This is a genomic window from Terrabacter lapilli, from assembly GCF_039531305.1.
GTDB lineage: Bacteria > Actinomycetota > Actinomycetes > Actinomycetales > Dermatophilaceae > Terrabacter > Terrabacter lapilli.
Genome location: NZ_BAAAPU010000007.1, coordinates 263169 through 288952, shown reverse-complemented (window position 1 = coordinate 288952; position 25784 = coordinate 263169). Strand labels below are relative to the sequence as shown.

The following is a 25784-nucleotide window of genomic DNA, read 5'->3' as shown; positions in this document are numbered from 1 at the left end:
CGACGCCGCAGTCACTCGCGGGTGACGTTCTCGCGCGCCGCGTGGGCGGCGGCGTCGACGTGGGCGCGGGCGGCTGCCTCCGCCTCGTCGGCGTCACCGGCGGCGATGGCGTCGATGAGGCGGATGTGCTCCTTCCAGGAGTGCGGGGCGCGGTCGGCCGCGCCGACGCGGAACACCCAGTGCACGTGGAGGTACATCGAGCTCGCGATCGAGGTCAGCCACCGGTTGCCGCTGATCCCGATCACGGCGAGGTGCAGGGCGCTGTTGAGCTCGGCGACGCGTGACAGGTCGTCCCTGTCGGTGGCGTCACGGGCCTCCTCGAGCAGCCCACGCAGCTCGGCCACCTGCGCCGGCGTCGCCCGCTCGGCCGCCAGCCGGGCGGCGATGGTCTCGAGGGCGGAGCGCACCGCGAAGAGGTCGGCGACGGCGGATGCCTCGGGGGTGGCGACCACGGCACCGCGCCGCGGCATCATCGTGACCAGCCCGTCCGCCTCGACGATGCGCAGCGCCTCGCGCACCGGGTTGCGCGAGACCCCGAAGTCGGCGGCAAGGCGCTCCTCCGTCAGCCGCTCGCCGGGCGGGTAGTCGCCGTTGACGATGCGCCGGCGCAGCTCGTCGAGCACCTGATCGCGCAGCGCCTGGTGCTGGCTCCCGATCGTCCGGGTCTGGCTGACGCTCATGGCCGCTCCCTCTCCAGATGGCCGCCGAGCACCCCGATGTGTCGCCTGATTCGACCATGTACACCGTATACGAAAGACACTTCATGCCATTGCTTTTCGACAATGCCACCGGCACGGTCGGCGGTCTGGCGACAGTCCCGGTCGGGACCTGGGCTCTCGCCGTCAGCCCCGTCGTGCTGCTCCTCGCGCTCGTGCTGTGGGGTCGCTTCTCGACCGTCGTCAACGCCGTCGTCACGGTGCTCTACAGCGCGGTACTGGCGCTGCTGGTCTTCGGTGCCGACCCCCTGACGGTCGGGGTCGGCCTCGGCAAGGGCGCCTGGGTGGGGATCTGGATCCTCTACGTCATCTGGCCGGCGCTGCTCATGCACCACCTCGCCTCGCACGTGGGGATGGCCTCGCTCGGTCGTGCGTTGTCGACGCTCCTGCCGCGCCGCACGGAGAACGTGCTCCTGCTCGCGTGGGTGCTGCCCTCGTTCATCCAGGGCGTCTCGGGGTTCGGCACGCCCATCGCCGTGGCCGCACCGCTGCTGGTCGCTCTCGGCATCAGCAAGGCGCGAGCCGTGGCCCTGCCGCTCATCGGCTACCACTGGGCCGTCGGATTCGGCTCGATGGGCTCCTCCTTCTACATGGGGGCGCTGACGGCACACCTGCACCCGCTCGAGCAGGGCGAGTATGCCGCGGCCTCGGCGATCGCCCTCGGCATCAACGCCGTGCTGGCCGGGGCGCTCGTGGCCGTGATGGACGGTGGCTGGCGGGGGCTGGTCGAGGGCCGGCGGATGCTGCTCGTCGTGGGGCCCGTGATGGCGCTGGTCCAGGCGGGGGTCGCCGGGCTGGAGCCCGGGATCGGCGCCCTGTGCGCCGGAGCCTCCGGAGTCGCCATGGTCATGCTGCTGCGACGCTGGCCCGGGCGCTCCACCGTCGGCCGCGGCGCAGCATCGGCCGCCTCGGTGGACGTCCGCCGGTCGGACGAGGTGCCGGTCGGCCAGCGCGCTGCCTCACGCGCCCCGGAGGGGCAGGCCCAGCTCGGCCCGGCCGCGGGCCCCTCGCCGGCGCCCTCCGACGAAGGGGTGGCCACGCCCGAGCAGGATCACACCGTCGAGCGGGCTCGCGCGGCTGCCGTCCCGTACGCCCTTCTCGCGCTCGTGGCCCTGGCCATCTTCCTGCCGCCGGCCCTGCGGTCGTGGGCCAAGTCGCACCTGCTCGTGGGACCGTCCTTCCCGGCCACGACGACCTCGCTCGGGACCACGAACCCGGCAGTGGAGCTCTACAACCCGCTCGCGCTGCTGGGGCACCCGGGGACCATCCTGCTCATCGCGTGCGCGGGCAGCGTCGCCGTCTGGTGGCGCAGCGGGGCCTGGTCGCCGCGCGCCTGGGCGCCGGTCTGGCGAGGCACGGTGAGGCAGGCGTGGAAGTCCTCGCCGTCCGTGGTGCTGCTCGCATCGGTCGCGGGGGTCCTCGTCGACAGCGGGATGGTGCGCGTCGTCGCCCAGGGCGCAGCCGCTGCGACCGGGTCCGCCTATCCCGCCATCGCGCCCCTGGTCGGTGCCCTGGGTTCCTTCATCACCGGCTCGACGACCAGCTCCAACGCGCTCTTCTCGTCCCTGCAGGCGGACATCGCCCACCTGGTCGGCGACCGGCCGGCGGACCTGCTGGCGGGTCAGCTCGCGGGCGGCAACATCGGCAACTCGCTGGCTCCGGTCGTCATCGTCCTCGGACTCACGGCCGTGGGGGCTGCCCGACGCGCTGGGGACGTGCTCCGCATGACGCTGCTGCCGGCCGCCGTGCTGCTCGTGTCAGCGATGGCGACCACGTGCGTACTCGTGGCCCTGCACTCGTGACGGGTCGAACCGCCCAGCGGACGCTGTCGCGCTGCCGAGCAGGACGGCGCCCGTCCGGTGGCGCCGGGCGCGCCGGCGGGCCCGGACGCGTACGCCGGCTCAGTCGTCGCTGACCGCCGTGACGGGGTCACCCGCCGTGTCGCCGGTGGCGGCCCTGCCGACCTCGCTCTCCCCGGCAGCGGCCTCCTGCGCCGCCTCGGCGGGGGACGAGCCGCGCCGGCCGAGGGCGATGGCCGCGGACGAGGCCGCGGCGCCGAGGGCCAAACCGCCCAGGGCCCACCCGGGACCCCACTCCTCACGGCCCAGGGCCGCATCGACGGACACCTCGCCGGGACCGGCGTCGATGAGCGCCACCAGCGCCGCGATCAGGACCGCGTTGTACTCCCACCCGCCTTCGGTGACCCACACCCCCTTGGGCCTGTGGACCTTCCAGATGGCGGTCAGCATCGTGCCGATGAGGCTCGAGGCGGCCAGTGGGGTGGCAGCCCCGGCCAGGAGCAGCGCGCCGCCCGCAGCCTCGGAGACCCCGGCCGCGATGGCGTTGGGTCGGGCGGGCTTCATCTTCAGGGCGCCCATCATCTGCTCCGTGCCCTCGAGGCCGGGGCCGCCGAACCAGCCGAACAGCTTCTGGGTGCCGTGCCCGACGAACAGGCCTCCGATGACCGCGCGGGCGGCCAGTCTTCCGATCTTCATGGTTCACGGGTACCCGGGCCTGCTGCCGGCAAACCCGGGCCGAACCGTCGGAAAATCGGCGCGGACGGCACCGTTGCGGGCCGTGAGGCGGGGGGTATGTGAAGCGAAGCCGCGCAGCCGGGGAGCGGTTCAGCAGAGACACCCGTGAGTGCTGATCCGGCCCTCGCGTCCCGTAACATACCGCTGACGAAGGCTCCTGAGATGTCAACTGACGTGCACCTTCAGTCCTGGAAGACAGAGGTGCCGCTGAGATGAACCGCCTGCAGGAAGGGTTCGTGCTCGGCGACCGCTACCGCCTCGACCACCGGATCGCCTCCGGTGGCATGGCTGACGTCTGGGCGGGCACCGACTCGGTGCTCCAGCGCGAGGTCGCGGTCAAGATCATGCGTCCCGACGTCGACCACGAGCGTCTCTTCGCCCTTCGCTTCCGCGACGAGGCCGTGCACTCGGCCGCGCTGCTCCACACCAACATCGCGACCGTCTTCGACTACGGCGAGGACGACGGCCTGGCCTACCTCGTCATGGAGCTCGTCACGGGCGAGCCGCTGTCGGCGATCCTCAACGAGCGCGGGGCCCTGCCGCCGGGCGAGGTCCGCTCGATCCTCGGCCAGGCGGCGCTCGCGCTCGGTGTGGCGCACGAGGCCCGCGTTGTCCACCGGGACATCAAGCCGGCCAACATCATGGTCCGCGACGACGGGCTCGTGAAGCTCACCGACTTCGGCATCGCTCGTGCGCTCGACGCGTCCGGCCACACGCAGCACGGCGAGATGCTCGGCACCCCGAACTACATCAGCCCGGAGCAGGCCCTCGGGCACGCCGCGACCGGCGCGAGCGACCTCTACGCGCTCGGCGTCGTCGGCCACGAGATGCTCTCGGGCAAGCGCCCCTTCGACCGGGGCACCCCCATCGCGACGGCGCTCAGCCACGTCAACGAGCCCACGCCGCCGCTGCCCGACGACGTGCCGGCCGACCTGCGCGACCTCATCAACGAGTGCCTCGAGAAGGACCCCGAGAAGCGCCCGGCCAACGCCGCGGCCGTCGCCGTCCGGCTCGGCCTCGGCGACCAGGAGCTGCGGGGCCTGGCGCTCGGACTCGCGACCGCGATCAACGGGTCGCCGGCCGAGATGCTCGACGAGGTCGACGAGCTCGAGGGTGAGGTGGCCGAGCGGCACCAGGTGCACGACGACGAGCTCGGAGCCACCCAGGCCATGCCGTCCAGCCTGGTCGACTGAGCCGCTCTCTCCGGGTCCCCGCCGGCCCGGACGCGCCCCGCGCGTCGCAGCGCTGACGTACGTCGCCACCGCCGCCTACGCTAGGTGGATGGCGACCCTGCCACTCTTCCCGCTCGGCACCGTGCTCATGCCCGGTGCGCGGCTGCCGCTGCAGATCTTCGAGCCGCGCTACGTACAGCTGCTCCACGACCTCATCGAAGGGCAGGACGAGCGCTCGCCGGTCTTCGGCGTCGTGGCGATCCGCGAGGGCTTCGAGGTCGGCGAGGACGGCGTCCTTGCCCTGCACTCGATCGGCTGCGGAGCCCTGGTCACGCAGGCCGCGGCCCTCGAGGGTGAGCGCTTCCTCGTCGTCTCCGAGGGGATCGACCGCTTCCGGGTCGACTCGATCGACGAGTCGGCCGGTACTCCCTACACGACCGCGAACATCACCTGGCTCACCGAGCCCGACGGCGACCCGGTGACTGTCCGCGAGCTCGCCGCCCGTCTGCGTGCCGAGCTGGTGGCGTTCGCGGCGGTGACCGACGAGGAGCCGGAGCTGCCCGACGACGACCGCGCCCTGGCGTATGCCGTGCCGGACACCGTGAGCCTCGACGTGGCCGACCGCCAGCGCCTCCTCTCGAGCCGCGACACCGAGTCGCGCCTGCGCCTGGCCCTCTCGCTCGTGAAGCGTGAGCGCGAGTTCGCGTCGGCGCTCGGTGCCGTCGCCCCGCCCTCGGCGCCACCCTTCAACCTCAACTGAGCCGGGCGGCATACGGCCTCGGGTCGGGACGGTTGACGGGACGTCGGCGCGTCGGGGCCTCGAGCTGAGCACGAGTCGGGGTGTCCCCGACCGCGAGGTCCCGTCATCCGTCCCGCGGCGGGGTCAGCGCAGGGTGGCGACGACCTCGGCGGTGACGACCCACGTGGCGAGCGCGCAGACCACGACGTAGGAGAGGTTCCACAGCGCCCGCGGCACGGGCGTGAGCGCGGCGAGGACTGCGGGGTCGCTGCTGCGGCTGTGGTCGCGGAGCACCGCCCCGAGGTGGCGCCACGCCCCCACGACGAGGACCACGCCGAGGCCGACGAGCACCTGCGTCTGCAGGGCGTCGTCGCGCCACCACCACAGCGCCGCCGACCCGGCGATCGCCGCGACCATGACCAGGGCCGTGAGCACCGAGCGCACGCGCACGAAGGCGAACAGCAGGACGCCGAGACCGACGGTCAGCACGGGGGCGGCCCAGCCGCGTCCGGCAGCCCAGACCATGAGGGCGCCGAGCAGCGCCGGCATCGGGTAGCCGGACCACGTCGACGCGATGCGGCCGGGGCCACGCGGACGACCGCGCGTCACGGCGTGCCCGGACATGTCCCCGCGCAGCGCGAAGCCGGTGAACTGCCGCCCGACGAGGATGCCGACGACGGCGTGGCCGAGCTCGTGCACGAGGGTGACCGTGAGGCGCACGACCCGCCACAACGGCCGGACGGCCACGAGCACCAGCGCGACGGCGAGGACCAGCACCAGCCGCGGCGACGTGAGCGCGACGTCGCCGGCTGCCGGGACCACGCGGTCGCGGACCGCCTCGAACCACTGCACGGACGCAGAACCTAGCCGACCCGCCTGTGCCGCGCGCGTCCCCCGTGGAGGCCTCAGCCAGGCGGTGGGACGGGGTGGCGGGAGGTCAGCACCTCGAGCAGCAGCCGGTGCAGCGGCACGTCGACGCCGACCTCGCCGGCGAGCCGGACGACCGCGCCCGTCCACGCGTCGAGCTCGGACGGCCGGCCCTCGAGGAGGTCGCGCTGGAGCGAGGTGGTCGCGTCGGCCGGCTGGTCGTCGACGAAGGCCATCGTGCCCTCGACCACCCGCGGAGGCAGCCGTATGCCGCGTGCCCGGGCCAGCGCCTCGACCTCGCGCATCGCGTCCTCGAGCAGGATCCGGCTCGACGGCTTGGAACGCAGCTGCCCGATCGTCGCGTCGAGCGCGGCGCCGAGGCTGCCGAAGGGGACGACGAAGAGCATCTTCGACCAGAGCTCGGCCCAGATGTCGTCCGGGCCGGGAGACGCCGCCCCCGACGCCGTCACCGCCTCCCGGAGCCGTGCCACCCGCTCGGACGGGACGCCCGCGCTGGCACCGGACGCCGGCGCCCACTCGTCGAAGACGAGTGAGGCGGGCCCACCGGCGTGGGTCACCCGGCCGGGTGCCTCGATGTAGGCGAAGATCTTGGCGATGCCGGGGAGCACGGCCGAGCGTCCCACTGCGGCCGCCGTCTGGTCGGGTGCCTCGACCCCGTTCTGCACCGTGATGACGCCCGTGTGCGGCCCGACGAGGGCGGGCAGCTTCTCGAGCACCGGCGGCAGCTGCCACGTCTTGACCGCCAGCAGCACCGCGTCGACCTGGCCGATCGAGGCGAGGTCGTCGGTGACCTGCGCGGGCCGGACCGTGAAGTCGCCGGCCACGCTGGTGACGACCAGCCCATGGTCGCGGATGGCCTCCAGGTGGGGGCCGCGCGCCAGGAACGTGACGTCGTGCCCGGACGCCGCGAGCCGCCCGCCGAAGTAGCCGCCGATCCCTCCCGTGCCGAGCACTGCGATGCGCATGGCGTGCCTCCTCGTCGCTCCTGCCCTGACGCCGGTGGTGCGACGGCCGCCGACCACAGCCACCCCAGCGCGAGGCCTGTTCACCCCATCATCGCGCCGGCGAGCGGCCTTCGGGTGGCGTCGCCCGAACCCACTCGGCGCCGCTCCGGCTGAGCCTTGTGGACGCATACGGGTAGGGAGACGTACGAGCGCGAACGACACCAGCGAGCAGGAGGACCGGCGTGGCCAAGCAGCGAGCCGTCGAGCGGGGACGTCTCGGCGCCTGGCTGCTCAAGTGCAACCCCGCCCTGTGGGACCTGCCCGGCCTTCTCGCCTCTGGGCAGGACCGGCTCACGTCGTGGGCCGTGCAGCCCGGCTACCGCGCGCGGCTCGTCGCGGCCGGAGACCCGGTGCTCTTCTGGGTGTCGGGCGGCAGCAGGCAGGGCCTGCAGCGCGGCATCTGGGGGCTCGGGCACGCGACGTCCGAGGTGGAGCCGTGGGCAGAGACGGAGCAGGGGCGGTGGCGCAGCGCGTCGGCCTCGCACGCCGTCCGCGCCCGCGTCGAGGTGGACGTGCGGCTGCTCGACGAGCCGGTGACCGACGACGAGCTGCGCGCGGCCGGGATCGACGCCTTGGAGGTGCAGCGCCAGCCGTTCATGGCCAACCCGTCGTTCGTCAGTCGCGCGGAGCTGGACGACCTGCGCCCGCTGCTGCCGCCGTGGCCCGGGCCGCCGCAGGGCGACGCGGTCGACGAGGGCCGCCCATGAGGGTGCTCGTGCTGTCGGACACCCACAGCCCGCGGCGCTGGAAGGGCTGCCCGCCGGCGCTGCTGCCGCAGCTCGAGGCCGCGGACGTCGTCCTGCACGCCGGAGACGTCTGCACGCCCGACGTGCTCGAGCTCCTCGCGACCTTCGCGCCGGTGCACGCGGTCATGGGCAACAACGACGTGCCCGAGGTCGCCGAGTGGGGCGCGCCCGAGACGCTCGAGCTGACCCTCGAGGGCGTCCGCGTCGGCATGATCCACGACAGCGGGCAGCGCGAAGGGCGCACGGCACGGCTTCGGCGCCGCTTCCCGACCGCCGACCTCGTCGTCTTCGGTCACTCGCACATCCCGCTCGACGAGACGGGCGACGGCGTGCGCATCCTCAACCCCGGCTCACCCACGGACCGCCGCCGCCAGCCGGCCGGCACGTATGCCGTGCTCGACCTGCACGACGGCAGGCTCGCCGACGCGCGCATCCAGCAGCTGCCCACCTGACGGCGGTCACCGACCGCCGAAGGTCTCCATGAGGATCTCGCGCTCGCCCTCCGTGAGGTTGGTCGCGATGAGCTTGCTGTGCATCCAGTGGAAGCGCTCGCCGACCCGGTCGAGGTCGCCCTGCTCGGTGACCACGAAGAGGGCCGAGGTGCCCGGCGTGACCTCCTTGCGGATCGTCGTCAGCTGCTCCTTGCTGATCCCGGCGTCCTGGGTCATCTTGCTGATCGCGCCGATCGAGGCGCCGACGACGCCGCCGACGACGGGGACGAGGAAGAGCGCACCGGCCAGCACTCCCCACAGGGCCCCCCAGCCGGTGCCCCGCCACTTCTCCTCGTTGCCGTGGGTGGTCTTGGGCCGGTCCTGGCCCTCGGGCCACGTCACGACCGCGTGGTCGATGATCTTGATGATCCCCTCGGCCTCGCACTGCTTGAGCACGTGCTCGGCCTGGGCGGCTCCGTCCGGGTCGTCGAACTTCCACACTGTGAAGGCGGCCATGTCATGCTCCTCTGCGCTCGCCACCGGCCGGTCGGCCGTGTGCCCACGCCTTCACCCTGCTCCGGACGAACCCGCTGATCGTCCCCCTCGCGGGGTGAGGTTTGCGGAGCCGCTCACCAGCCCCAGGAGCCGGGGCCGCCCTTGAAGGGCCCGACGACCCGATCGGTGATCCACCCGCCGTAGAAGCCGCCGTCCTGCGGCCGCACCCGCTCACCGTCGACGAAGCACGCGTCCACGAGCCCCGGCATGACGGCGACGTGACCGGCCAGGACGGCATACGTCGGCACCGGGTCGGGGTAGGTCCACGCCGCCCGGGTGGCGCGCCGCCCACCGCCGACGACGTCGAAGTACGCGGCGCGTCCCTTCCACTCGCACACCGTGCTGCCCTCGACGGGCACGAGCGCCCCGTCGACGAAGGCGTCGAGCGGCAGGTAGTAGGTCGGTGGGTGGCTGGTCTCGAGGACGCGCAGCGAGGACCGGGTGCGCGCCACGACCTCGCCGCCGAGGTGGACCTCGACGAGCTCGTCACTGGGGTCGACGGCCGGCGGGCGGGGGTAGTCCCACACGGACTCCTGCCCCGGCCCCGCCGGGAGCGGCACCGGGCGGCTCACCGGCGCACCCCGCAGATCTCCTCGAGCCCGCTCGCCAGACGCTCGATGTCGTCGGCGTTCGTGTAGGGCGCGAGCCCCATCCGCAGGCCACCGGTGGCGCCGAGGCCGAGGTGGTGGCTGCACTCCCACGCGTAGAAGTGGCCGGCGGGCGCGTTGACGCCCCGCTCGGCCAGTCCCGCCCGCAGCTCCTGCGGGTCGTGGCCCTCCACGGTCACGAGCAGCGTCGGGGTGCGCCGCTTCGCGTTGGAGTATGCCGTCAGGCCGGGGATCGCGCGCAGCCGCTCCTCCAGCGTGGCCAGCAGGGCGTCCTCGTGCTCCTCGAGCGCCGCGAAGGAGGTGACGAGGCGCTCGCGCCGGGGATGGGTCGGGTCGGTGAGGGCCAGGTCGGCGAGGAAGTCGACCGCGGCGGTCGTGCCGGCGAGCAGCTCGTAGGGCAGGGTGCCCAGCTCGAACCGCTCGGGGACCGCGTCGGAGGAGGGCAGCAGCTTGTCCGGGTGCAGCGTCTCGAGGAGCGACGGTGAGGCTGCGAGCACGCCGTGGTGCGGTCCGAGGAACTTGTAGGGCGAGCAGACCCAGAAGTCGGCGCCGCTCGCCGGCACGTCGGTGAGCACGTGCGCGGTCGCGTGCACGCCGTCGACCCACAGCAGCGCCCCGGCGGCGTGAACGACGTCGGCGATGGCCGGGATGTCCGGGCGGGTGCCGATGAGGTTGGACGCGGCGGTGACGGCCACGAGCCGGGTGCGCTCGCCAACGACCGCCTCTACGGCGTCCGGTGGGAGCTCACCGGTCGCCGGGTCGAAGTCGACCCAGCGGACCATGGCGCCGGTCGCCTCGGCGGCCAGCACCCAGGGTCGGACGTTGGCGTCGTGGTCGAGGCGGCTGACGACGACCTCGTCGCCGGGCGCCCAGTCCTTGGCGAGCGTGCGGGCGAGGTGGAAGGTGAGCTCGGTGGCCGAGCGCCCGAAGACGATCCCGGCAGGGTCGACGTTCAGCAGGTCGGCCATGGCCGCGCGCGCCTCGACGACGACGCGGTCGGCCCGGCGCTCGGCCGGGGTCACGGCGCCGCGGTTGGAGATTGCCGAGGTCAGCGTCTCGACGACGGCCGTCGCGACCGTGTCGGGGACCTGGGACCCGCCGGGGCCGTCGAAGTGCGCCGCGCCCTCCCGCAGTGCCGGGAAGTGCCAGCGGATGCGGTCGACGTCGTAGGAGGAGGAGCCGAGGTGTGCCATGGCTCCATCTTGACCGAGGGGCGGCCGGTTCGACCGTTCGGCACCCGGCGAGCGGTCGACCGGCCTACCGTCGACGGGAGGGGTGGTCGTACCGATGTGCTTCCGCACCCCACTGCGAGGAGTGACCATGACCCGCCCTCTCCTGCTCGTCGTCGATCCCGACCTGGACGCCCTCGCCCGTACGGAGGCGGAGCTGGCGCGTCGGTTCGGCGCCGACTTCCGGGTCCGCGGTGAGTCCGACAGCACCGTCGCCCTGCAGCAGCTCGAGCTCGCCGCGACCCGCCGCGACCCCGTCGCGCTGGTCCTTGCCGACCCGTGGCTGCCGGGGCTCACCGGTGCCGAGCTGCTCCGCTCGGTGCGCACCCTGCACCCGGACGCCGCCCGGGCCTTCCTCGTGCCCTGGGGCGCGTGGGCCGACGGCCGCACCGCGGAGGCCATCCTGCGCGGCATGTCGATGGGCGACATCGACTACTACGTGCTGGAGCCGTGGACCTCCCCGGACGAGCTGTTCTGCCGCACGGTCTCGGAGTTCGTCCAGGCCTGGTCGCGCACGGTCGAGAACCGGCGGCGCGAGGTCGTGGTCGTCGGCGCGGCCCGCGACCCCCGCGGGCACGCCGTCCGCACCCTGCTGACGCGCAACGGCATACCGCACGCCTACCTCGACCGCGGGACGCCGGAGGCGGTGGCGGTCCTCGAGTCGGTGGCGGCGCCGGCACCCACCGACCGGGACGGGCCCCTCGTCATCTGGCTCGCCGCGCTCGGCGGACGGGTGCTGCTCGACCCGACCGACGTCGAGATCTGCCAGGCGTGGGGCATCGGCACCGACCTCACCGGACCGGACGGGGCCGAGGTGCGCGAGGTCGACCTGGTCGTCGTCGGCGCCGGACCCGCCGGCCTGGCGGCCGCCGTCTACGGCTCCTCCGAGGGCCTGTCGGTGCTCTGCGTCGAGGAGCTGGCGCTCGGTGGGCAGGCCGGCACGAGCTCGCTCATCCGCAACTACCTCGGCTTCTCGCGGGGGCTCTCCGGCGCCGAACTGGCCCAGCGGGGCTTCCAGCAGGCGTGGGTCTTCGGGGCGAGGTTCGTCCTGACCCGTCGGGTCACCGCGATCGAGCCGCTCGGGCAGGGCGACGGCTTCGTCGTGACGGTCTCCGACGTCGGGCAGGTACGCGCCCGCGCCGTGCTGCTCGCCACCGGCGTGGCCTACCGCCGGCTCGGCGTTCCCTCGCTGGAGGCCCTGACCGGCTCCGGCGTCTACTACGGGGCGAACGTCTCGGTCGCGCACGGCCTGACCGGCGCGCACACCGTCATCGTCGGCGGCGGCAACTCGGCCGGGCAGGCGGCCCTGCACCTGCGGCGGTATGCCGCGGACGTGACCATCGTCATCCGCACCCCCGACCTGTCCGCGACGATGTCGCGCTACCTCATCGACGAGATCGAGGCCTCCGACACCATCTCCGTCGTCGGCAACGCCGACGTGGTCGGCGGGGGTGGCGACGGGTGGCTGTCCGAGGTGGTCATCGCCGACCGGACGACGGGCGAGCGGCGCGCGCTGCCGGCCGACGGCCTCTTCGTCATGATCGGGGCCGAGCCGCACACCTCGTGGCTCCCGGCGGCCGTCGTCCGCGACCGGTGGGGGTTCCTCGTCACCGGCGCCGACCTTCGCGAGACCGGCTCCTGGGCCCTCGAGCGGCCCCCGGGCGCCCACGAGACGTCGGTGCCCGGCCTGTTCGCGGTCGGCGACGTGCGGGCCGGGTCGGTCAAGCGGGTCGCCTCGGCCGTCGGTGAGGGGTCGGTCGTGCTGTCCGAGGTCCACCAGTACCTCGCCCTCCTCGACGCCGGACGCCGCTCGGAACCGTCGGGCCGCTCGGAACCGTCGCGCCCTCCGGAGCCCCCGGACGGCGCGGGAGCGGAGAACGCGCCGAGCGCGTCGAGCACGTCGAGCACGGGAGCCGCCGGTCGCCGTGGCTGAGCAACCTCCCGCCGAACCAGCCGAGCGCACCCCGGCGCCGCCGGTCAGCCACGCCCGGTCGGGGGCCAGGGGGCGCCTCGCGGTGGGAGCCGCCGTGCTCGTGCTGCCGCTCGCCGGTCTCGTGGTGCTCCGGGCCTCGAGCGGCCTCGACCGGCAGTGGCAGCACGACACGACCCACTTCTGGATCGTCTTCGGCGCCGCGCTGCTCAGCGCGGTGACGGCATACGGCACGGGGGCAGCGGCGGTCCGGCGCGGGGACGTCCGCGTCATGTACGTCTCGCTCGCCTTCCTCTCGGCCGCGGGTTTCCTGGGCCTGCATGCCCTCGCCACGCCGCACGTGCTCCTCGACAGCCCGTCCGTCGGGTTCAACGTGTCGACTCCGACTGGCATCGCGCTCGGCTCGCTGTTCGCCGTCGCGTCGGTCCGTGAGGTCGCCGCGGACGAGGCGGCGGCCGAGATGCGCCGGGCGCGCCGGCTGCGGTCGGCGCTCCTCGTCGTCATGGCCGCCTGGGGCGTCGCCTCGCTGCTCCGCCTGCCGCCGTTCGACGTCGGTGTGGGTCCGGAGCGGGGCTCCGGACCGCTGGTCGCCGCGGCGGTGGTCGCCGTCGTCCTCTACGCGGTGACGACGGTGACGTACGCGCGGCTCTGGTGGCGGCGCGGTGGCCTGCTGCCGGCGGCGATGGCCTCCGCCATGGCGCTGCTGGCCGAGGCGATGGTGGCCGTCGCGGTCGCCCCGAACTGGCACCTGTCGTGGTGGGAGTGGCACCTGCTCCTGCTCGCTGCCTTCGCCCTCGTGGCCTGGGGCGCCCAGCAGTCGTGGCACGAGGAGCGGTGGGCCGGCCTCTACACCGCCGACACCCTCGCCGGTCGTCGCGAGATGTCGATCCTCTTCGCCGACCTCAAGGGCTTCACCACCTTCTCGGAGACGCACGACGCGGCCGTCGTGACCGAGATGCTCAACGCGTACTTCACCGTGGCGATCCCGGCGGTGGTCAAGAGCCACGGGGGGACCGTCGACCGGCTCATCGGCGACGCCATCATGGCGACCTTCAACCGGTTGGGTGACCAGCCGGACCATGCGCGCCGCGCCGCGCTGGCCGGCCTGGACCTGCAGGTCGAGACGTCCCGGATCGCCGACGCGCACCCCGGTTGGCCGCGGTTCCGGGTGGGCGTCAACACCGGTGAGGTGGTGGTCAGCGTGCTCGGCAGCGAGGGCGGACGCACGGCCACGGTCATCGGTGACGCCGTCAACGTCGCCTCCCGCATCGAGGGCCAGGCGCCCGTCGGGCGCGTGGCCGTCACCGCCAGCACGCTCGAGGGCCTGCCGGGGGCGGTCACGGAGCCGCTCGGCCCGCTGGAGCTCAAGGGCAAGGACGAGCCCGTCGAGGCCTTCGTCCTCGTGTCGCTTCCGGACCACACGTCCGCGACCTGAGGGACGAGCGCTGACGCACGAGCGCGCCCGCCCGACAGCCCCCTGTCCGGGCGGGCGCGCGGCCCGTGGTGGTAAGTCCGTGGCTCAGTCCGTGACCTTGCCGTCCTCGAAGAGGCGCGGCACGCGGTGGTTGGCCAGGAACCGGTCGTCCGGGTCGTACGCCGACCGGATGCCCTTCAGCTGCACCCAGGTCAGCTCGTCGTAGCCCGTGCGCGGGTCGACGGCGTTCTCGGCGAAGTTGAGGTAGCTGCGGCCGGTCGACCACGGCTCGAGCGAGCCGGTGAGCCGGTGGGCGTCGTGCTGCCCCCGCACCGCCAGCTCCGGCGTCGCCGCGATGGCAACGGCGAAGACGGCGTATGCCGCGTCGATCGTCGCGAGGGCACCGTGGCCCTCGGGGGCCCGGCCGAGGGCACCACCGAGCTGGCGCAGCTCGGTCGACAGGAGCGACGAGCTCGACCCGGGACCGACCTGCTCGAGGAGCGTGTCGATGGTGACGTCGCCGAGCTCGCCGAGCAGCGTGCCGTCCGAGACGGCGGGCGTCGGGCCCTCCGGGTCCAGGTGGAGCCGGGTCAACGACCGGGCGGGCACGCGGCCGAACGTGTCGATCTCCGGGCGCAGGCCGCGCAGCAGCCCGAGGATCGAGCGCGCCTCGTCGTCCGAGCCGAGGACGGCGCCGTCGATGACGACGAGCGACCGGCCGCGCAGCGGCTCGGGGACAGCCGGCAGCGGGGGCACGTCGAGGAACCGGAACGCCGTCGTGACGACATCCGGCGCCTCGGGCGCCCAGTCGGCCCAGCGACGCAGCACGCGCTCGGCCTCGCAGCGGTCCCAGACGAGCATGCCGGCATACGCCGTCTCGATCGGGTAGAGCCGGAACTCGAGCGCCGTGACGACGCCGAAGCTGCCGCCACCGCCGCGCAGCGCCCAGAAGAGCTCGACGTTCTCGGTCGCGTCGGCGCGCACGTGCTCGCCGTCGGCGGTGACGAGCTCGACGGCCGTCAGGCTGTTGGCCGCGAGGCCGAGCTGCCGGGCGTACCAGCCGATGCCGCCGCCGAGGCTGTAGCCGGCGATGCCCACGTCGGGCGAGCTGCCGTGCAGGGCGGCCAGCCCGTGGTCGGCGGCGGGCTCGGTCGCGTCGATCCAGAGGGCGCCGCCCTCGACGCGCGCGATCCGGCGGTCGGGGCCGATGGTCACTCCCCGCATGCGTTCGGTGCGCACCAGGACGACGTCGTCGAGGCCGCGGGCGACGAGCGGGCCGGCGTTGTGGCCGGTGCTCTGCGGCGCGACCCGGAGGTCCGCCGCTGCGGCGGCGCGGACGACGTCCTGCACCTCGGAGGCCGTGCGCGGCAGGGCGACGGCTGCCGGGCGCTGGTCGAGGGCGACGTTCCACGGCATCCGCGCCGCGTCGTAGCCGGGGTCGCCGGGCAGGTGGACCGCACCGTCGCAGAGTCCGGCGAGGCTCGCGGCTCGTCGGGCGGTGGGGGTGAGGGTGGTCGTCATGCTGTCTCTCCTCGTTCGTCTGCGGCCCGGGTGTGGGCGCCGGCTGTTCAGAGCGCAGGCACGCGCTGCAGATACACGCCGGGCGAAAGGTCCGTTTGGTCCCGCCCGGTGGTGGTGCGGCAGGCTCGAGAAGGCGACGCTCGCCGGCCCCGCGGCGGGGCGTGCGGCGGCATGCTGGGTGGGTGGACGACGAGACGACAGCTGCCCGGGACCTCATGCTCGACGCGTTCGGGCGCATCCGCGACGGTGTGCCGGAGGTGGTCGACGGGCTCTCCGTCGACGAGCTGCTCTGGCGCCCGGACGCCGACGCCAACCACATCGCCTGGCTCGTGTGGCACCTCGCGCGCCAGCAGGACGACCAGGTGGCGCACCTGGCCACCGAGGAGTCGGCGTGGCTGGCCGACGGGTGGGTCGACCGGTTCGGCCTGCCCTACCCGCCCGACGCGCACGGCTGGAGCATGAGCTCGGAGGAGGTCGGCAGCTTCACCGTCGCCGACCCCGGCCTCTTCGCCGAGTACCACGGCGACGTGCACGACCGCACCGCCGCGCTCATCGAGCGCCTCGACGCCGAGGGCTACGCGCGGGTCATCGACCCGCGGTGGGACCCGCCCGTGACCGTCGGGATCCGCCTCGTGTCGGTCCTCGACGACGCGGCCAAGCACCTGGGCCAGGCCGAGTACGTCCGCGGCCTCGTCGAGCGGCGCCGCTGACCGGCCGCCCTCGGGCACCATCCGGCGCGCCCGCTGGCCGGGACCTGCCGTATGCCGCTGGGGCGCCTGTGGTGGATGGGGCGGCCGTGGTCTCACCGGCCTTCGAAGCACGCCGGCGCACAGGTCGCCGTGCGAAACTGGAGGCAATGAGCGCAACCGTCGTGAGCACCCAGTCCGCCGTCGCGTCCCCGACCGACGGCGCCGTCTTGCCCTCCCACGACCACACGCGTCGCCGCCGCCTGGCCCTCATCGACCGGGGCCGCCGTGCGCGCCTCGCGTCCACGGTGACGGTCGTCTTCGCCCTCGCCGGCGTCAACGTCGCCGACCACGTGCTGGGCTGGAACACGATGTGGCTCGGTCCGCTCGGCGCCGTCGCCCTGCTGCTCTTCGCCCGCTCGCAGGGCCTCACCTGGCACCAGCTCGGCCTCGCCCGGCACACCCACGCCCGCGGCATACGGTGGGGTCTCGGGGTCATCGCCGTCGTCGCGTCCGTCTACCTCCTGGGCATCCTGCTGCCCGCGACGCGCACGGCGTTCCTCGACGCGCGCTACCACCTGCCGCCGGCCGGCGCGCTGCTCACGGCGTTCGTCATGATCCCGCTCGGGACGGTGCTGCTCGAGGAGGTCGCCTTCCGCTCGGTGCTGTGGGGGTTCCTGTCCCGGCACGCGCGCATGTGGCAGGTCCTCGCCGGATCATCCGTCCTCTTCGGCCTGTGGCACGTCCTCCCCGCGATGGCCTCGGCCAGCGGCAACGCGGCGATCGGTTCGGTCGTCGCGGGGCTCGGCCCGTTCGCGAAGGCCGCCGTCATCGCCGGCACCGTGGCGTTCACGGCTCTCGGCGGGGTCGTCGCCGGCGAGCTGCGCCGCCGCAGCGGCAGCCTCTTCGCCAGCGTCGGCATGCACTGGGCCACGAACGCGCTGGGCGTCCTCTTCGGCGTCCTCGCCTGGCGCCTCGCCGCCTGAGCCTCAGCCCTCGACGCGGCCGGCCGGGCCCCGCGGTCGGGTCAGGCGGTCTCGTCGGCCTCGAAGCCGATGAGCCAGTGCAGCCCGTAGCGGTCGACCACCTGTCCGTCAGAGGCTCCCCACGGCCGCTGCTGCAGGTCGTCCACGACGCGACCGCCCTCGGAGAGGGCCGAGAACCAGGCGCGCAACGTGCCGGGGTCGGCGGTGCCGAGCAGCGAGAGCATGATGCCCTCGCAGTTGAGGGCAGAGTCGTCGCCCGTCGCGTCGGAGGCGAACAGGGTCACCGGGCCTCCGGAGAGGTAGCCGTGGGCGATCGCGTCGGCAGGTCCGTCGGTTCGGTTGAACTCGGCCAGCGTGTGGACGTGCACCTCCGCGCCGAAGACGTTCCCGTAGAAGGCCAGGGCCTCGCGGGCGGTTCCGGGCAGGTGCAGGTAGGGCGTCAGTGCCGTCATGGTTCCGGATGCTAGGGCAGCCGGCGCGGGAAGGCGCCCTCAGCGGGCCATCGCCCCGGGCGTCAGACGCCGGCGACCTCGCGTACGCCCTGCGGCGCCCGGGCCTCGTGGCCGATCTCGTCGCCGCAGTGCGAGCAGTGCCAGCCGGCCGCGCCCTTGAGGTAGTGGTGGCCCGCCGAGCGGCAGGTGCGGCTGGGGCTGCTCTCGCCGCGCGCCGAGGTCTGTGCGCCGCGGGCCGGACGGCCGGCCCGGACGAACGCTGCACCGACGAGCCAGGCGATGACGAGCGCGACGATCGCGAGGGGCCACGCCGCCAGAAGTGAGGACGCTCCGTCGAGGATCACCGGGTTCATGACAGGAACTGTGCCGGGGCCCACGCAAGAAGCAGGCGCGCGAAACGACAAGAAAACCGCAAGATCGACACAATCCGTGGTCCAAAACGGACATTCTTCCTGTATGCATCCCGCTGACCGCAGCGGCGAGGCCGGAACCGGACCGGACCGGGTCCCGGGCAGCGGCGTGGCCACCCAGCTGAGTGCTGGGTGGCCACGACACGGCATACGGAAGGGGTCAGTGGACGAGCTGCCCCACGAGGCCCGCGACGTCCGGGGAGCCGAGGCCCGTCGGGTCGTCGTAGCCGGCGCGGGCGTCGAAGCCCGGGCCGTCCCAGGCGTTGTTGCCCGAGGTCACGTCGTGGAAGGCGAGCGCGTGCGTCGCCCCCGTGCCGATCGCGTAGAGCGCCGGGTTGAGCTGGCCGAGGCGGTGGCCCGCCTGCTGGTCGGCGAGCGCCCCGATCGCGGCCCACTGCGGCGACCCCGAGCTCGTGCCGCCGTAGAAGTAGAAGCCGTTGTCGGAGGCCTTGGCGTTGAAGCCGACGTAGACGAACACCGACGTGTAGACCGAGGCGTTGTAGGAGACGTCGGAGGTCGTGCGCATCGCGCTGCCGGTGACGCCGGCCTGGTAGGAGGGCGCCGCGAAGATCGCGCTCGGAGCGCCGCCCGTCGCGCCGATCGGGCCGAGGGTGCAGCCGAACGGCTGGTGCTGGGCGCAGGACGCCTGGTCGCCCCAGACGGTCTCGCCCTGGTAGGCGCCGGTGTCGCTCGCGAAGAGGTTCGTGCCACCGACCGCCGTCACGAGCGGGTCGGACGCCGGGTAGCCGGCCGCGAGGCGCGGGCCGCCGTTGGAGGCGCCGTCGTCCCCGGAGGAGGCGAACACCGAGATGCCCTTGGTCGCCGCGGCCTCGAAGTCGGCGTGCGACTGCTGGAGCTGCAGGTTGTTGCCGGCGCCCTTGATCGCGGCCTCGTCGGAGCCGTAGCTCATCGACATGACGTCGCCGAGGTCGTGGTCGACGGCGTAGCGCACCGCGACGTTGAGGGCGTTGCCGTAGTTGTTGGGCGCGACGACGAGGTTGATCGTCGCGTCGGGCGCGATGGCGTGGGCCCACTGCACGTCGAGGCTCGTCTCGCCGGCCCAGCCGAGCGGCTGGCCCTGGTGGGCGGCGCTCGTCTGCGGCTTGCCGCCGGGGTAGTAGACGTTGAGGCTCGCCTTGGGCAGGCCGAACGTCTGGCTGAAGACGTCGAGGTCCTGGCGCACCGTCGGGCTGCCGTACGCGTCGACGATGACGATGCGCTGCCCCTTGCCGGTCCAGCCGTCGGGGATGTCGTAGGCCTTGCGGATCAGCGCCGGCGTGTAGCAGGCGAGGCCGATGCGGGCGACGCACTGCGACGGGGTGGGCAGCGCGCCGACCTGGCTGCCGGTCGAGTACTGCAACGCGTGCGGGTGGACGGTGTAGACGATGTCGCTGTTGTCCGTCCCGGCGGCCGTCGCGGCCGAGCCGGCGGCCAACGTGGTGCCGAGTGCGAGCGCCGCCGAGGCGAGGGCCGCCCCCACGTACGTACGCGTGCGCCGAGTCCGATTGCGCATGAGTCCCCTTTTCCCTGACCCTCGTGACCGACTGGCCTGAGTTGTCACGGAAAGTAGGTGGCACGTATGCCAACCGGCTGGGAACAACCTGCCCGAACCATGACAGCCCGCCCCGGCTGCGAGACTGCGGTCATGGACGGCTTCACCATCCGCGCGGCGCTCCCGCAGGACCACGAGCGGCTCGGCGAGCTGACCGCGGCGGCCTACCTCGACGACGGGCTGCTGGACTTCGGCGCCGAGGACCCCTACCTCGAGGTGCTGCGCGACGTCGCCCACCGCGCCGCGCACACCGACGTCCTCGTCGCCGTGGACGCCGACGGCACCGTCCTCGGTGGGGTCGCGTTCGTCGAGGGCCCGGGTCCGTTCGCGGACATCGCCCGCGAGGGGGAGGCGGAGTTCCGCATGCTGGCCGTCGCCCCCGCCGGCCGTGGCCGCGGCATCGGGACCGCGCTGGTCCGCGAGTGCATCGAGCGCGCCCGGGCCCTGGGGCGCAACCGGGTCGTGCTGTCCACGCAGGCCTCGATGCACACCGCCCACGCGATCTACGAGCGGTTCGGCTTCCGGCGCGCCCCCGAGCGCGACTGGTCGCCGGTCCGCGACCTGAAGCTCCTTGTCTACGTCCTCGAGCTGGAGCCCGCGCCCGAACGTGCGTCGGCGCTCGAGCGTGGGTCGGAGCCCGAGCGCGACTGAGCGGCCGCGCCGGCGCGGTCGATGAGCTCGCGCACCGCCGCGGTGATCGCCGGGTCCAGGTCGACGTGCGCCTCGAGCAGCCGCAGCAGCGTGGCCGCCGCGTGCGCGTTGCGCTCGTAGCCGGGGACGAGGTCCGCGAGCGGCAGCAGCGCCGGGTCGAACCGGCGCTCGACGCCGCGGTCGATGACGAAGACGTCCTGCTGGGCTCCTCGGGCGAGCCCCAGGTGGCCGAGCACGGTGACCCAGCGGTCGACCGCATACCCCTGGATGAACCGGGTCGCGGTGAGGCGCTCGCCGCGCAGGTCGCGGTGCAGCCCGACGTAGAGGTTGGTGATCGCCTCGCCGACCTGGTGCTCGAGCGAGTCGGGTTGCGGGACAGGCACCTTCGGGATCTCGAGACCGGCTGGCGCGTCGGCCCGGCTCCAGAGCACCCGGCCCGGGGGGTAGCCGGCGGTCTCGAGCTCGGCGAGCGAGAAGACGGCGTACTCGGCGAAGAGCCCCTCCTCGAGCAGGGCCTTGCGCCCCGCGGCGCTGTTCTCGAACGACCAGACGACCGGCTGCGCCGCCTCGAGCCAGTCGAGGTCGGCGAGGTAGCGGTCGCGCGCGGCCGCGTCGTCGACGACCACGAAGAAGTCGGCGTCGGAGTGCTCGTCGAGGCGGTGCAGGTCGCGCCCGACCGAGCCGAGACCGAGCAGCGCCACGGCGTCACCGCGACGGTCGAGCTCGGCACCGAGCCGGTCGAGGAAGGCGAGCAGGCGCTGCGGGACGGTGGCTGCGGTGGTGGGCTGGGGGGAGCCGGGGGCGGTGGGCTGGGTCGGCTGTGACGGCATACGTCGTCTCCTTTGTCGTGGCGTGGAGTCGACGTTTCAGCCCGCCCGGCCGGCTGCCGTCGGGGTCGCGACGGAGGCAGGGTATGCCGTCGCACCCGTCCGCGGAAGGGGTTCCCCGGGTGGCGGGTGCGGTCGTGGGACGGCACACGGTCTCGAACACAGGGCCCTCGGACGGTGCGTCGGCTCGCCGCACGTGGCACGCTCGAGGGGTGCCCGTGACCATCGAGGACGTGCGCCGCGTGGCCGAGCAGCTGCCCCGCTCCTACGAGGTGCTCGTCCGCGACCGGGTCAAGTTCCGCGTCGGCAGGATCGTGTGGCTGGCCTTCTCCGCGGACGAGACGCAGATGGGCTTCGCGTTTCCCAGGGAGGAGCGCCAGGTGCTCGTCGCGAGCGAGCCCGACGTCTTCCTCATGCCGCGCCGGTCCGACCTTCGCTTCAACTGGGTGGAGGTGCGGCTCGCCGCGCTCGACGAGGCACGGATGCGTGAGATCGTTCTCGACGCCTGGCGGCTCGTCGTGCCCAGGACCGTCGCGCTCGCCCACACCGCCGACGGCTGAGCCGTCCGGTCCGCTCAGATCGAGTGGCTCTACCGCCGGTGACGGCCAGCGGGTCCCGGCGGACTCGGAACCTGCTCCCCGATACGGAGCAGGATGCCGGGAACGGGCAGCCGTCTCTCTGGCTGGCATCCTGAGCGGGTGACGTCACGGCGGTCGTGTCCAAAGCTGCGCGTTCAGGTGCAGATCCGCGCACGAGTGCTCATAGACTGCGCACCGTGATGCGCGAGGCAGTGGTCGGGATCGACGTGGGCGGCACCCGGGTCAAGGCCACCCTCGTGACCCCCGAGGGCCAGGTCCTCGCGGAGACCGTGCACCCCACGCCCCAGTCCGTCGGCGACCGGCTCGGCCAGGTGGCGTCCGAGGCGCTGACCGAGCTGACGCGCAAGGCCGGCGGCCCCGTCCGCGTGCTCGCCGTCGGCCTCGTGGTCCCGGGACTGGTCGACGACGTGAACGGCATCGGCGTCTGGTCGGCCAACCTCGGCTGGACCGACCTCGACCTACGCGGCAGCGTCGCCGCCCACGTCGAGGTGCCCGTCGCCGTCGGCCACGACGTGCGCGCCGGTCTGCTCGCCGAGCACCGCCTCGGCGCCGCGCGCGAGGCCGACAACGTGCTCTTCGTCCCCCTCGGGACCGGTCTCGCCGGCGCGATGCTGAGCCGTGGCCGGCTCGTCACCGGGTCGCGGTGGACCGGCGAGATCGGCCACGTCGTCGTCGTGCCCGACGGCCCGCTCTGCGGCTGCGGGGAGCGCGGCTGCCTCGAGGCGCTGGCCAGCGCCGGGGCGATCGGCCGCCGGTGGTCGCAGGCCACGGGACTCGTCGGCGACGCCGAGGAGGTGGCCCGCAGAGCCGCTGGCGGCGAGCCGGAGGCGTGTCGCGTCTGGCAGGAGGCCGTCGACGCGCTGGCGTCGGTGGTCGCGCCGGTGGTGGCCGCGGCCGGGACCGAGCTCGTCCTCGTCGGCGGCGGGCTGGCCCGCGCTGGTGACACCCTCTTCGAGCCGCTGCGGGCGGCGCTGCGGGCACGGCTGGGCCGGCGCGCCGACGTGGCCGTCGAGGCCGCGGCCCTGGGCGACCGCGCCGGCTCCCTCGGCGCCGCCACCATCGCCCTGGACCTCGTGGGCCGATGATCATCACCGTCACGCCCAACCCGGCGCTCGACCTGACGTATGCCGTCCCGTCCGTCGCGCTCGGGGAGTCCCACCGCGTCAGCTCGGTCACCGAGCGAGCCGGCGGCAAGGGCCTGAACGTGGCATCGGTGCTGACGACGATGGGCCGCCCTGCGGTGGCCGTCGCCCCGGTCGGCGAGCCGGACCTCGACCTCTTCCGGCACGAGCTCGACGCGCGACGGGTCGCGCACCGGCTCGTGTCCTCGCCGTGCCCGACCCGGCGGTCCGTCGCGGTCGTGGAGGCCGGCGGGCGCGCGACGCTCTTCAACGAGGTCGGGGTCCCGGAGTCCAGGCGGGTCTGGGAGCGGCTCTGCGACGAGATCACCGCGCTCGCGCCCGAGGCGTCCGTGCTGACCGTCTCGGGCAGCTTCCCGCCGGGCACCGATCCCGACCTCGCCCGGCGGCTCACCCTGCTGGCCCACGACGCCGGACTGCGGGTCGTCCTCGACGTCAGCGGCGTGCACCTGACCCGCGCCCTCGCGGCCGGCCCGGACCTCGTCAAGCCGAACCGCCTCGAGGCCGCCGTGTCGCTCAGCAGCCTGGGGCGCGCGGACGTCCCCTCGGTGCCCGAGGCGGCCCGCGCCCTCGTGGCTGCCGGCGCGGGCGCGGCGGTCGTCAGCGACGGCACCGACGGGCTCGTTCTCGTGCACGGCGACGTGGCGCTGCGGGCCCGGCTGCCGCGTCCGCTCTCGGGCAACCCGACCGGCGCCGGTGATGCGCTCACCGCCGCGCTCGCGGACGACCTGCACGAGACGGGCGACCTGCCGGCGGGGCGCGACGCCTGGGCAGCCGCCCTGCGTCGGGGCGTCGCATGGTCGGCCGCCGCGGTCCTGCAGCCCGTCGCGGGGGCGGTCGATCCCGCCGACGTCGACCGCCTCTTCCCCACCGTCGAGATCGAGGAGATCCACCTGTGAGCCGCTCACCCCTGACGACCGTCCTCGCCGAGGCAGCGGCTGCCGGGCGGGCCGTCGCGGCCTTCAACGTCATCCAGCTCGAGCATGCGGAGGCGTATGCCGCCGCGGCCGAACGCGTGAACCTGCCTGTCGTCATGCAGATCTCGGAGAACTGCGTGCGCTACCACGGCTCGCTCGCGCCGATCGCGGCGGCGACGCTCGCGATCGCAGACGCGTGCTCCCAGCCCGTCGTCGTCCACCTGGACCACGCCGAGGACGTCGCGCTCGTGGAGGAGGCGGTCCGGCTCGGGATGACCTCGGTGATGTTCGACGGCTCGACCCTGGCCGACGACGAGAACCGGTCCGTGACAAGGCACGTCGTCGAGCTGTGCCGGACCGCGGGGGTCAGCGTCGAGGCCGAGCTCGGAGAGGTCGGCGGCAAGGACGGCGTCCATGCACCGGGGGTGCGCACCGACCCTGCCGACGCGGCGCGGTTCGTCGCGGACACGGGCGTGGACGCGCTCGCGGTCGCCGTCGGCAGCAGCCACGCGATGACCGACCGGACGGCCGAGCTCGACACGGATCTCATTGCGGCACTGCACGACTCGGTGCCGGTGCCGCTGGTCCTGCACGGTTCCTCCGGCGTGCCCGACGACGGGCTCGTCGCGGCGGTCCGCGCCGGGATGACGAAGGTCAACATCGCGACGCACCTCAACCAGGTGTTCACCCGGGCGCTGACCGCGCGGCTCGAGGCCGCGCCGACCGTCGACACCCGCAAGTACCTCGGCGCGGCCCGCGACGCCGTCACCGACGAGGCCGCCAGGCTGATGCAGCTCCTCGCGCTCCGCTGACCCGTCGAAAGGCCACGAACGGCCGCTAGGCAACCGTCGAAAGGCCACGTACGGCCGCTTCACACCGATCGAGTGGCCAGGTCAGGCCGTCGACCAGACGTGGCCTCTCGACGGTGGAGGGGCGGCCACACGTGGCCTCTCGACGGTGGAGGGGCGGCCACACGTGGCCTCTCGACGGTGGAGGGGCGGCCACACGTGGCCTCTCGACGGTGGAGAGGCGGGTCGGGTCAGGTGGGGTCGGGTCGGGTCAGGTGAGGACGATGCTGCGGGTGAGGTTGCGCGGGGCGTCGGGGTCCAGGCCCGCGGCGTCGGCCTTGGCCAGGCACAGCCGGTGCAGCCGCACGAGGTCGGCGAGCGGGTCGATGTCGCGGTGCTCGAAGCGCGCGCCGGTCGCCTCCACCTGCTCGCGCAGCCCCTCGGGCACCTCGCCGAACGCCCACACGACCCGGCCGGGCGCCGCGATGCTGATCGGGCCGTGGCGGTACTCCATCGCCGGGTAGGACTCCGACCAGAACTGCGCCGACTCGCGCAGCTTGAGCGCCGCCTCGTTGGCGATGCCGTTGGACCACCCGCGGCCGAGGAAGGTGACCTGCTCGGCGTCCACGAGGGGGCCGTATGCCGTGTCGCCGGCCTCCGCGAGCACCGCGCGGGCCTGCTCGGCCACGGGTGCGAGGTCCTCACCGAGGGAGGCGCGCAGCAGGGCGAGGGTGGAGGTGGCGAAGCGGGTCTGCACGACGCTCTGCTCGTCGACGTCGTCGAGCAGGATGGTGGCGTCGGACTGCTCGGCGATGGGAGTGCCGGCCGTCGCGACGATCGAGACGTGCGGCGTCCCGGCCGATCGCAGGCCGTCGAGCACCTCCATGACCTCGGTTGTCGTGCCGGAGCGGCTGATGAGGACGACGCGGTCGTAGCCTCGCGCGAGGTGGTGCTCGGAGGCGGCATACGCGTCGGTGGGGCCCTGCCCGAGCTCCTCGCGGCGGGCGGCATACGCCTGGCCCATGAACCACGACGTGCCGCAGCCGATGGTCGCGACGCGCTCGCCGGGGTGCGGGAGGTGCGCGGCGACGTCGCCGAGGCGGCCGACGACGCGCTCCCAGTCGTCGGCCTGCGTGGCGATCTCTCGGGCGAGGTGCGTGCTCTGCGACATGGACTCTCCGGGGTCAGGCCGTGACACCGCGAGGCGGCACGGCGACGAGATGCTTGTGTGTGCTTGGATTGCAGCCTAAACGTGCAGAGTTGGACATGTCCATTGATCGAAGTGCGCGG

At 73.8% G+C, this 25784-nt stretch carries 27 protein-coding genes; 14 read left to right on the top strand and 13 right to left on the bottom strand.

The annotated features are described in order from the left end of the window. Window positions 1–11: 11 nt before the first annotated feature. On the bottom strand, window positions 12–680 hold the full coding sequence (locus ABD241_RS09275) for a GntR family transcriptional regulator (protein ID WP_344060989.1): 669 nt from the start codon (window positions 678–680) through the stop codon (window positions 12–14). An 83-nt stretch (window positions 681–763) separates the two neighbouring features. Between ABD241_RS09275 and ABD241_RS09270 the strand changes: the two genes are divergently transcribed. Continuing rightward, window positions 764–2518, top strand: coding sequence for an L-lactate permease (locus ABD241_RS09270; protein ID WP_344060986.1), 1755 nt, complete (start codon window positions 764–766; stop codon window positions 2516–2518). A gap of 99 nt (window positions 2519–2617) precedes the next feature. Here the strand turns inward: ABD241_RS09270 and ABD241_RS09265 are convergent, their stop codons facing one another. Then, window positions 2618–3211, bottom strand: a complete 594-nt coding sequence (locus tag ABD241_RS09265; RefSeq protein ID WP_344060983.1) for a DoxX family protein — start codon at window positions 3209–3211, stop codon at window positions 2618–2620. 251 nt (window positions 3212–3462) lie between these two features. On the opposite strand from ABD241_RS09265, the gene ABD241_RS09260 reads away from it, so the two are divergent. Together ABD241_RS09260 and ABD241_RS09255 are read left to right on the top strand one after the other, a co-directional pair. Continuing rightward, window positions 3463–4443, top strand: coding sequence for a serine/threonine-protein kinase (locus ABD241_RS09260; protein ID WP_344060980.1), 981 nt, complete (start codon window positions 3463–3465; stop codon window positions 4441–4443). 88 nt (window positions 4444–4531) lie between these two features. After that, window positions 4532–5182, top strand: coding sequence for an LON peptidase substrate-binding domain-containing protein (locus ABD241_RS09255; RefSeq protein WP_344060977.1), 651 nt, complete (start codon window positions 4532–4534; stop codon window positions 5180–5182). A 123-nt stretch (window positions 5183–5305) separates the two neighbouring features. Here the strand turns inward: ABD241_RS09255 and ABD241_RS09250 are convergent, their stop codons facing one another. Both ABD241_RS09250 and ABD241_RS09245 read right to left on the bottom strand, forming a co-directional pair. Continuing rightward, complete coding sequence (locus tag ABD241_RS09250; RefSeq protein WP_344060974.1) at window positions 5306–6013, bottom strand: M50 family metallopeptidase; 708 nt, start codon at window positions 6011–6013, stop codon at window positions 5306–5308. A 53-nt stretch (window positions 6014–6066) separates the two neighbouring features. Further along, the gene (locus tag ABD241_RS09245; protein ID WP_344060971.1) at window positions 6067–7014 is read right to left on the bottom strand and encodes a 2-dehydropantoate 2-reductase; all 948 of its coding nucleotides are present in this window, start codon (window positions 7012–7014) and stop codon (window positions 6067–6069) included. 221 nt (window positions 7015–7235) lie between these two features. Between ABD241_RS09245 and ABD241_RS09240 the strand changes: the two genes are divergently transcribed. Then, complete coding sequence (locus tag ABD241_RS09240; protein ID WP_344060968.1) at window positions 7236–7760, top strand: EVE domain-containing protein; 525 nt, start codon at window positions 7236–7238, stop codon at window positions 7758–7760. Further along, window positions 7757–8251 (top strand): metallophosphoesterase family protein, encoded by a 495-nt coding sequence (locus tag ABD241_RS09235; protein ID WP_344060965.1) that lies wholly within the window; start codon window positions 7757–7759, stop codon window positions 8249–8251. Before ABD241_RS09240 ends, ABD241_RS09235 begins: the two co-directional genes overlap by 4 nt. Window positions 8252–8257: 6 nt before the next feature. On the opposite strand, the gene ABD241_RS09230 is transcribed toward ABD241_RS09235, so the two are convergent. From ABD241_RS09230 to ABD241_RS09220, 3 genes are all read right to left on the bottom strand, one after another. Next, on the bottom strand, window positions 8258–8746 hold the full coding sequence (locus tag ABD241_RS09230; protein ID WP_344060962.1) for a DUF1269 domain-containing protein: 489 nt from the start codon (window positions 8744–8746) through the stop codon (window positions 8258–8260). Window positions 8747–8859: 113 nt separating this feature from the next. Continuing rightward, the gene (locus ABD241_RS09225; protein ID WP_344060959.1) at window positions 8860–9357 is read right to left on the bottom strand and encodes a DUF427 domain-containing protein; all 498 of its coding nucleotides are present in this window, start codon (window positions 9355–9357) and stop codon (window positions 8860–8862) included. Beyond that, window positions 9354–10586 (bottom strand): cysteine desulfurase-like protein, encoded by a 1233-nt coding sequence (locus ABD241_RS09220; RefSeq protein ID WP_344060956.1) that lies wholly within the window; start codon window positions 10584–10586, stop codon window positions 9354–9356. Before ABD241_RS09220 ends, ABD241_RS09225 begins: the two co-directional genes overlap by 4 nt. Window positions 10587–10713: 127 nt before the next feature. On the opposite strand from ABD241_RS09220, the gene ABD241_RS09215 reads away from it, so the two are divergent. Both ABD241_RS09215 and ABD241_RS09210 read left to right on the top strand, forming a co-directional pair. Continuing rightward, window positions 10714–12555: an NAD(P)/FAD-dependent oxidoreductase gene (locus ABD241_RS09215; protein ID WP_344060953.1), complete on the top strand. Its 1842-nt coding sequence runs from the start codon at window positions 10714–10716 to the stop codon at window positions 12553–12555. Beyond that, the gene (locus ABD241_RS09210) at window positions 12548–13987 is read left to right on the top strand and encodes an adenylate/guanylate cyclase domain-containing protein (RefSeq protein ID WP_344060950.1); all 1440 of its coding nucleotides are present in this window, start codon (window positions 12548–12550) and stop codon (window positions 13985–13987) included. Before ABD241_RS09215 ends, ABD241_RS09210 begins: the two co-directional genes overlap by 8 nt. Window positions 13988–14071: 84 nt before the next feature. Here ABD241_RS09210 and ABD241_RS09205 read toward each other — a convergent pair whose 3' ends face one another. Then, on the bottom strand, window positions 14072–15487 hold the full coding sequence (locus ABD241_RS09205) for an FAD-binding oxidoreductase (protein ID WP_344060947.1): 1416 nt from the start codon (window positions 15485–15487) through the stop codon (window positions 14072–14074). Window positions 15488–15669: 182 nt separating this feature from the next. Here ABD241_RS09205 and ABD241_RS09200 point away from each other — a divergent pair, with 182 nt between their 5' ends. Together ABD241_RS09200 and ABD241_RS09195 are read left to right on the top strand one after the other, a co-directional pair. Then, on the top strand, window positions 15670–16197 hold the full coding sequence (locus ABD241_RS09200) for a mycothiol transferase (RefSeq protein WP_344060944.1): 528 nt from the start codon (window positions 15670–15672) through the stop codon (window positions 16195–16197). A 146-nt stretch (window positions 16198–16343) separates the two neighbouring features. Next, window positions 16344–17159, top strand: coding sequence for a CPBP family intramembrane glutamic endopeptidase (locus tag ABD241_RS09195; protein WP_344060941.1), 816 nt, complete (start codon window positions 16344–16346; stop codon window positions 17157–17159). Window positions 17160–17200: 41 nt separating this feature from the next. Here ABD241_RS09195 and ABD241_RS09190 read toward each other — a convergent pair whose 3' ends face one another. The 3 genes from ABD241_RS09190 to ABD241_RS09180 form a co-directional block, all read right to left on the bottom strand. Then, entirely contained in the window at window positions 17201–17611 is a 411-nt protein-coding gene (locus tag ABD241_RS09190; RefSeq protein WP_344060938.1) for a VOC family protein, read from the bottom strand. A gap of 62 nt (window positions 17612–17673) precedes the next feature. Next, the gene (locus ABD241_RS09185; RefSeq protein ID WP_344060935.1) at window positions 17674–17964 is read right to left on the bottom strand and encodes a hypothetical protein; all 291 of its coding nucleotides are present in this window, start codon (window positions 17962–17964) and stop codon (window positions 17674–17676) included. Window positions 17965–18181: 217 nt separating this feature from the next. Beyond that, complete coding sequence (locus ABD241_RS09180) at window positions 18182–19534, bottom strand: S53 family peptidase (protein ID WP_344060931.1); 1353 nt, start codon at window positions 19532–19534, stop codon at window positions 18182–18184. A gap of 132 nt (window positions 19535–19666) precedes the next feature. Here ABD241_RS09180 and ABD241_RS09175 point away from each other — a divergent pair, with 132 nt between their 5' ends. After that, a complete protein-coding gene (locus ABD241_RS09175) occupies window positions 19667–20224 on the top strand; it encodes a GNAT family N-acetyltransferase (protein ID WP_344060928.1) in 558 nt (185 codons plus the stop codon). Here the strand turns inward: ABD241_RS09175 and ABD241_RS09170 are convergent. Beyond that, window positions 20149–21054, bottom strand: a complete 906-nt coding sequence (locus ABD241_RS09170; RefSeq protein ID WP_344060925.1) for a hypothetical protein — start codon at window positions 21052–21054, stop codon at window positions 20149–20151. The genes ABD241_RS09175 and ABD241_RS09170 overlap by 76 nt on opposite strands. A 209-nt stretch (window positions 21055–21263) precedes the next feature. Here ABD241_RS09170 and ABD241_RS09165 point away from each other — a divergent pair, with 209 nt between their 5' ends. The 4 genes from ABD241_RS09165 (at window position 21264) to ABD241_RS09150 (ending at window position 24518) form a co-directional block, all read left to right on the top strand. Next, window positions 21264–21611, top strand: coding sequence for an MmcQ/YjbR family DNA-binding protein (locus ABD241_RS09165; protein WP_344060922.1), 348 nt, complete (start codon window positions 21264–21266; stop codon window positions 21609–21611). Between the two features lie 218 nt (window positions 21612–21829). Next, a complete protein-coding gene (locus tag ABD241_RS09160; protein WP_344063464.1) occupies window positions 21830–22735 on the top strand; it encodes an ROK family protein in 906 nt (301 codons plus the stop codon). Beyond that, a complete protein-coding gene (locus tag ABD241_RS09155) occupies window positions 22732–23688 on the top strand; it encodes a 1-phosphofructokinase family hexose kinase (protein WP_344060919.1) in 957 nt (318 codons plus the stop codon). Before ABD241_RS09160 ends, ABD241_RS09155 begins: the two co-directional genes overlap by 4 nt. Next, the gene (locus tag ABD241_RS09150; RefSeq protein ID WP_344060916.1) at window positions 23685–24518 is read left to right on the top strand and encodes a class II fructose-bisphosphate aldolase; all 834 of its coding nucleotides are present in this window, start codon (window positions 23685–23687) and stop codon (window positions 24516–24518) included. Before ABD241_RS09155 ends, ABD241_RS09150 begins: the two co-directional genes overlap by 4 nt. Before the next feature lie 247 nt (window positions 24519–24765). On the opposite strand, the gene ABD241_RS09145 is transcribed toward ABD241_RS09150, so the two are convergent. Beyond that, a complete protein-coding gene (locus ABD241_RS09145; protein ID WP_344060913.1) occupies window positions 24766–25665 on the bottom strand; it encodes an SIS domain-containing protein in 900 nt (299 codons plus the stop codon). Window positions 25666–25784 lie beyond the last annotated feature (119 nt).

Coding starts and splice junctions, on each gene's coding strand:
- ABD241_RS09170 (WP_344060925.1), bottom strand. CDS start 21,054: ATGCCGTCACAGCCGACCCAGCCCACCGCCCCCGGCTCCCCCCAGCCC.
- ABD241_RS09220 (WP_344060956.1), bottom strand. CDS start 10,586: ATGGCACACCTCGGCTCCTCCTCCTACGACGTCGACCGCATCCGCTGG.
- ABD241_RS09195 (WP_344060941.1), top strand. CDS start 16,344: ATGAGCGCAACCGTCGTGAGCACCCAGTCCGCCGTCGCGTCCCCGACC.
- ABD241_RS09155 (WP_344060919.1), top strand. CDS start 22,732: ATGATCATCACCGTCACGCCCAACCCGGCGCTCGACCTGACGTATGCC.
- ABD241_RS09260 (WP_344060980.1), top strand. CDS start 3,463: ATGAACCGCCTGCAGGAAGGGTTCGTGCTCGGCGACCGCTACCGCCTC.
- ABD241_RS09185 (WP_344060935.1), bottom strand. CDS start 17,964: ATGAACCCGGTGATCCTCGACGGAGCGTCCTCACTTCTGGCGGCGTGG.
- ABD241_RS09245 (WP_344060971.1), bottom strand. CDS start 7,014: ATGCGCATCGCAGTGCTCGGCACGGGAGGGATCGGCGGCTACTTCGGC.
- ABD241_RS09255 (WP_344060977.1), top strand. CDS start 4,532: ATGGCGACCCTGCCACTCTTCCCGCTCGGCACCGTGCTCATGCCCGGT.
- ABD241_RS09230 (WP_344060962.1), bottom strand. CDS start 8,746: ATGGCCGCCTTCACAGTGTGGAAGTTCGACGACCCGGACGGAGCCGCC.
- ABD241_RS09145 (WP_344060913.1), bottom strand. CDS start 25,665: ATGTCGCAGAGCACGCACCTCGCCCGAGAGATCGCCACGCAGGCCGAC.
- ABD241_RS09190 (WP_344060938.1), bottom strand. CDS start 17,611: ATGACGGCACTGACGCCCTACCTGCACCTGCCCGGAACCGCCCGCGAG.
- ABD241_RS09270 (WP_344060986.1), top strand. CDS start 764: ATGCCATTGCTTTTCGACAATGCCACCGGCACGGTCGGCGGTCTGGCG.
- ABD241_RS09215 (WP_344060953.1), top strand. CDS start 10,714: ATGACCCGCCCTCTCCTGCTCGTCGTCGATCCCGACCTGGACGCCCTC.
- ABD241_RS09205 (WP_344060947.1), bottom strand. CDS start 15,487: ATGACGACCACCCTCACCCCCACCGCCCGACGAGCCGCGAGCCTCGCC.
- ABD241_RS09265 (WP_344060983.1), bottom strand. CDS start 3,211: ATGAAGATCGGAAGACTGGCCGCCCGCGCGGTCATCGGAGGCCTGTTC.
- ABD241_RS09160 (WP_344063464.1), top strand. CDS start 21,830: ATGCGCGAGGCAGTGGTCGGGATCGACGTGGGCGGCACCCGGGTCAAG.
- ABD241_RS09180 (WP_344060931.1), bottom strand. CDS start 19,534: ATGCGCAATCGGACTCGGCGCACGCGTACGTACGTGGGGGCGGCCCTC.
- ABD241_RS09235 (WP_344060965.1), top strand. CDS start 7,757: ATGAGGGTGCTCGTGCTGTCGGACACCCACAGCCCGCGGCGCTGGAAG.
- ABD241_RS09275 (WP_344060989.1), bottom strand. CDS start 680: ATGAGCGTCAGCCAGACCCGGACGATCGGGAGCCAGCACCAGGCGCTG.
- ABD241_RS09175 (WP_344060928.1), top strand. CDS start 19,667: ATGGACGGCTTCACCATCCGCGCGGCGCTCCCGCAGGACCACGAGCGG.